Annotated in this window: 2 tRNA genes and 3 rRNA genes; all 5 read left to right on the top strand. The window is 47.5% G+C overall.

Annotated features, from left to right (window positions below):
- The first annotated feature begins 360 nt into the window (after positions 1–360).
- The 5 genes from ABDJ41_RS22915 (at position 361) to rrf (ending at position 5,580) form a co-directional block, all read left to right on the top strand.
- Positions 361–1,882 (top strand): 16S ribosomal RNA (locus ABDJ41_RS22915).
- A gap of 177 nt (positions 1,883–2,059) precedes the next feature.
- Positions 2,060–2,133: transfer RNA gene (locus ABDJ41_RS22910), tRNA-Ile, on the top strand.
- A 19-nt stretch (positions 2,134–2,152) separates the two neighbouring features.
- Positions 2,153–2,229 (top strand) — tRNA-Ala (locus ABDJ41_RS22905).
- Positions 2,230–2,462: 233 nt separating this feature from the next.
- Positions 2,463–5,343 (top strand): 23S ribosomal RNA (locus ABDJ41_RS22900).
- 125 nt (positions 5,344–5,468) lie between these two features.
- Positions 5,469–5,580, top strand: a 5S ribosomal RNA gene (rrf, locus tag ABDJ41_RS22895).
- Together the 16S, 23S and 5S rRNA genes with 2 tRNA genes alongside form the textbook arrangement of a ribosomal RNA operon.
- Positions 5,581–5,600: the final 20 nt, after the last annotated feature.

Raw genomic sequence — 5,600 nt, 5'->3', positions numbered from 1 at the left:
ACTACCAAAAAGATTTCTACCTTTGCAATCCCAAACAGAACGGGTTTATCAAACGGAGTTTGATAATAAGAAAAACAAGATTGAAACGTTGAAGTAATCGAAACTGAAACCAGGAACATTAAGACCTGGACGAAACAGAGATTAAGATACGAAGATATATACAGAAGACCCGCGAGGCGATTCGAGAAGTTCATTAAAGAGATGTCATTTATAAAGCGTAGCGAGGTACGATAGTACGATTTCAAAGTACATGAGAACCGAGCTATTGTTTCGAGTCGAAATCTAACTAGACAATATATAATTAGAATAGACTATTATTAATTTAAGTTAAGAATGGTCAGCGTTCAAACAAAACATTTTACAATGGAGAGTTTGATCCTGGCTCAGGATGAACGCTAGCGGCAGGCCTAATACATGCAAGTCGAACGAGATTATCCAGCTTGCTGGATATGAAAGTGGCGCACGGGTGCGTAACGCGTATGCAACCTACCTTAATCAGGGGGATAGCCCGAAGAAATTCGGATTAACACCGCATAAAAACACAGGATAGCATTATCCAATGTTCAAATATTTATAGGATTAAGATGGGCATGCGTGTCATTAGCTAGTTGGCGGGGTAACGGCCCACCAAGGCGACGATGACTAGGGGATCTGAGAGGATGACCCCCCACACTGGTACTGAGACACGGACCAGACTCCTACGGGAGGCAGCAGTAAGGAATATTGGTCAATGGAGGGAACTCTGAACCAGCCATGCCGCGTGCAGGAAGACGGCCCTCTGGGTTGTAAACTGCTTTTATTCGGGAATAAACCTATTTACGTGTAAGTAGCTGAATGTACCGAAGGAATAAGGATCGGCTAACTCCGTGCCAGCAGCCGCGGTAATACGGAGGATCCAAGCGTTATCCGGATTTATTGGGTTTAAAGGGTGCGTAGGCGGCCTATTAAGTCAGGGGTGAAAGACGGTAGCTCAACTATCGCAGTGCCCTTGATACTGATGGGCTTGAATGGACTAGAGGTAGGCGGAATGTGACAAGTAGCGGTGAAATGCATAGATATGTCACAGAACACCGATTGCGAAGGCAGCTTACTATGGTCTTATTGACGCTGAGGCACGAAAGCGTGGGGATCAAACAGGATTAGATACCCTGGTAGTCCACGCCCTAAACGATGAATACTCGCTGTTAGCGATATACAGTTAGCGGCTAAGCGAAAGCGTTAAGTATTCCACCTGGGGAGTACGCCCGCAAGGGTGAAACTCAAAGGAATTGACGGGGGCCCGCACAAGCGGAGGAGCATGTGGTTTAATTCGATGATACGCGAGGAACCTTACCCGGGCTTGAAAGTTAGTGAATGGATTAGAGATAGTCCAGTGAGCAATCACACGAAACTAGGTGCTGCATGGCTGTCGTCAGCTCGTGCCGTGAGGTGTTGGGTTAAGTCCCGCAACGAGCGCAACCCCTATGTTTAGTTGCCATCAGGTTAAGCTGGGGACTCTAAACAGACTGCCTGTGCAAACAGAGAGGAAGGAGGGGACGACGTCAAGTCATCATGGCCCTTACGTCCGGGGCTACACACGTGCTACAATGGATGGTACAGAGGGCAGCTAGCTGGTAACAGTATGCCAATCTCACAAAGCCATTCACAGTTCGGATAGAGGTCTGCAACTCGACCTCTTGAAGTTGGATTCGCTAGTAATCGCGTATCAGCAATGACGCGGTGAATACGTTCCCGGGCCTTGTACACACCGCCCGTCAAGCCATGGAAGTTGGGGGTACCTAAAGTATGTAACCGCAAGGAGCGTCCTAGGGTAAAACCGATAACTGGGGCTAAGTCGTAACAAGGTAGCCGTACCGGAAGGTGCGGCTGGAATACCTCCTTTCTGGAGTAGAATTGACTACTCGCTACGCCAAATGATATAAATGACAATAAATCTCAAAAAAGAAACCCATAGGATGAAACATCAATAGTGTTCCATACTGAAGAAAGGGGACATGAGTAGGCAAGAAGATTTGTGAAATGAGAAATCAGTACTCATAAACCTTACTTACGAATATTTAGTCCCGTAGCTCAGTTGGTTAGAGCACTACACTGATAATGTAGGGGTCAGCAGTTCAAATCTGCTCGGGACTACATTAAGGTATAATCTTAAGGGGGATTAGCTCAGCTGGCTAGAGCGCCTGCCTTGCACGCAGGAGGTCAACGGTTCGACTCCGTTATTCTCCACCATCACCGGTGCTTAATACAAAAGGCACAGAAATAGGGAACAAACCTGTATAGGAATGTACTCCGGGATAGAACAGTTCTTTGACATATTGGAAGAAGTTAAAAAAGAAGAGCAAACAACAATAGAGACGTTGTTTGGTCGAAGGAAAGAATGCAGTAAGCAATTACTACAAACTGACTGACGATTTAACAACAATCAAAAAAGCATTTCCATATGCGCAAAAGGGTATGGAGAGAAGAAAGTAATTAAGAGCACACAGGGGATGCCTTGGCTCTCAGAGGCGATGAAAGACGTGATAAGCTGCGATAAGCTTCGGGGATTAGCAAATATGAATTGATCCGAAGATTTCTGAATGGGGAAACCTGGCTAGTTGAAGACTAGTCGTACAATGTACGCAAACCTGCCGAACTGAAACATCTAAGTAAGCAGAGGAAGAGAAAATAATAATGATTTCCTAAGTAGTGGCGAGCGAACGGGAAAGAGCCCAAACCATATTTGTTACGGCAAATGTGGGGTTGTAGGACTACGATAAGATTATAATGCAATGAAGTGGAACAGGATGGGAAGCCTGGCGATAAAGAGTGATAGCCTCGTACACGTAAGTACCATTAGTCTAGTAGTATCCTGAGTACTGCGAGGTCGGAGACGCCTTGTAGGAATCTGCCGGCACCATCCGGTAAGGCTAAATACTCCTGAGAGACCGATAGTGAACCAGTACCGTGAGGGAAAGGTGAAAAGAACCCCGAACAGGGGAGTGAAATAGAACCTGAAACTGTGTGCTTACAAGCGGTCGGAGCGTCCAGGTGGCGTGACGGCGTGCCTTTTGCATAATGAGCCTACGAGTTACTCTTCTCTGGCAAGGTTAAGTGTTTCAGACACGGATCCGAAGCGAAAGCGAGTCTGAATAGGGCGTATAGTCAGGGGAGGTAGACGCGAAACCTTGTGATCTACCCATGGACAGGTTGAAGGTGCGGTAACACGTACTGGAGGACCGAACCGATAAACGTTGAAAAGTTTCCGGATGATCTGTGGGTAGGGGTGAAAGGCTAATCAAACTGGGAAATAGCTCGTACTCCCCGAAATGTTTTTAGGAACAGCGTCGTGGTGAAGTTAAATAGAGGTAGAGCTACTGATTGGGTGCGGGGGAGTCAAATCCTACCAAATCCAGACAAACTCCGAATGCTATTTAATATACACGGCAGTGAGGCGCGGGGTGCTAAGGTCACGCGCCGAGAGGGAAAGAACCCAGACCATCAGCTAAGGTCCCCAAGTTACAGTTAAGTTGAACTAACGAGGTCCGATTGCATAGACAGCTAGGATGTTGGCTTGGAAGCAGCCATTCATTTAAAGAGTGCGTAACAGCTCACTAGTCGAGCGATCGGGCATGGATAATAAACGGGCATAAAATTGTACACCGAAGCTATGGGTAATGTGTAAATATTACGGTAGGGGAGCATTCCAGCGGCAGCGAAGGTATGACGTAAGTTTTGCTGGAGCTTCTGGAAAAGCAAATGTAGGCATAAGTAACGATAAGGCAGGCGAGAAACCTGCCCGCCGAAAGGATAAGGTTTCCTGATCAACGCTAATCGGATCAGGGTTAGTCGGGGCCTAAGGAGAACCCGAAAGGGATATTCGATGGACAACGGGTTAATATTCCCGTACTTTTTATAACTGCGATGTGGGGACGGAGTAGTGACACTGCCGCGATCTGACGGAATAGATCGTTGAAGGCTGTAGGTATAGGACTGGTAGGCAAATCCGCCGGTCTTGCTGAAGGCCGATAGTACCGCAAACCTTCGGGGGCGTGGATAGTGCAGGTAATCAGACTTCCAAGAAAAACCGCTAAGCTTCAGGTTATAAAAACCCGTACCGCAAACCGACACAGGTATCCGGGAAGAGAATTCTAAGGCGCTCGAGTGATTCATGGCTAAGGAACTCGGCAAAATGGCCCTGTAACTTCGGGAGAAGGGGCGCTGGTAGCAATATCAGCCGCAGTGAAATGGCCCAGGCGACTGTTTAACAAAAACACATGGCTTTGCAAAATCGAAAGATGAAGTATAAGGCCTGACACCTGCCCGGTGCTGGAAGGTTAAGAGGGGATGTCATCCTCACGGAGAAGCATTGAATCGAAGCCCCAGTAAACGGCGGCCGTAACTATAACGGTCCTAAGGTAGCGAAATTCCTTGTCGGGTAAGTTCCGACCTGCACGAATGGTGTAACGATCTGGGCGCTGTCTCAGCCATGAGCTCGGTGAAATTGTGGTCCCGGTGAAGACGCCGGGTACCCGCAACGGGACGGAAAGACCCCATGCACCTTCACTACAATTTAACATTGACATTGGATGCAGGATGTGTAGGATAGGTGGGAGACTGTGAAGTGGCGTCGCTAGGCGTCATGGAGTCAACGTTGAAATACCACCCTTTCTGTATTCGATGTCTAACTTCACTTAGTGAAGGACATTGTTTGATGGGTAGTTTGACTGGGGTGGTCGCCTCCAAAAAGGTAACGGAGGCTTTCAAAGGTAAGCTCAATACGCTTGGTAACCGTATGAGGAGTGCAATAGCATAAGCTTGCTTGACTGTGAGGCAAACAAGCCGAGCAGGGTCGAAAGACGGATATAGTGATCCGGTGGTTCTGCATGGAAGGGCCATCGCTCAAAGGATAAAAGGTACGCTGGGGATAACAGGCTGATCTCCCCCAAGAGCTCATATCGACGGGGAGGTTTGGCACCTCGATGTCGGCTCGTCACATCCTGGGGCTGGAGAAGGTCCCAAGGGTTCGGCTGTTCGCCGATTAAAGTGGCACGCGAGCTGGGTTCAGAACGTCGCGAGACAGTTCGGTCCCTATCTGTTGTGGGCGTAGGAATTTTGAGTGGGGCTGACCTTAGTACGAGAGGACCGGGTTGGACTAGCCTCTAGTGAATCTGTTGTTCCGCCAGGGGCATTGCAGAGTAGCTACGCTGGGAATAGATAAGCGCTGAAAGCATCTAAGTGCGAAACTAGCCACGAGATGAGAATTCCATATAGGACCGTAGCAGACTACTACGTTGATAGGTTACAGATGTAAAGATGGTGACATCAAAGTCGAGTAATACTAATCATCCGAAGCTTTCAAGAGCAGTAAACTGTTGTTTGTTCTTCCTAACTTAACTTCTTTCAATAATATGTCACTTGTTTAGTAACAATAGCCATAATATACCGCAAGGATATTATGAGATATATCACTAAATATTTAAAAATATTTAGGTGCCTATATCGGTGGTGTCCACCTCTTCCCATTCCGAACAGAGAAGTTAAGCCCACCAGAGCCGATGGTACTGCGGTAACACGTGGGAGAGTAGGTCGGTGCCAAATCTTAAAGAAAGCCTTTCAGT

The organism is Pedobacter sp. ASV1-7 (assembly GCF_040203335.1).
In the GTDB taxonomy this organism is placed as follows: Bacteria; Bacteroidota; Bacteroidia; order Sphingobacteriales; family Sphingobacteriaceae; genus Pedobacter.
This window is presented reverse-complemented; position numbering and strand designations above follow the sequence as displayed.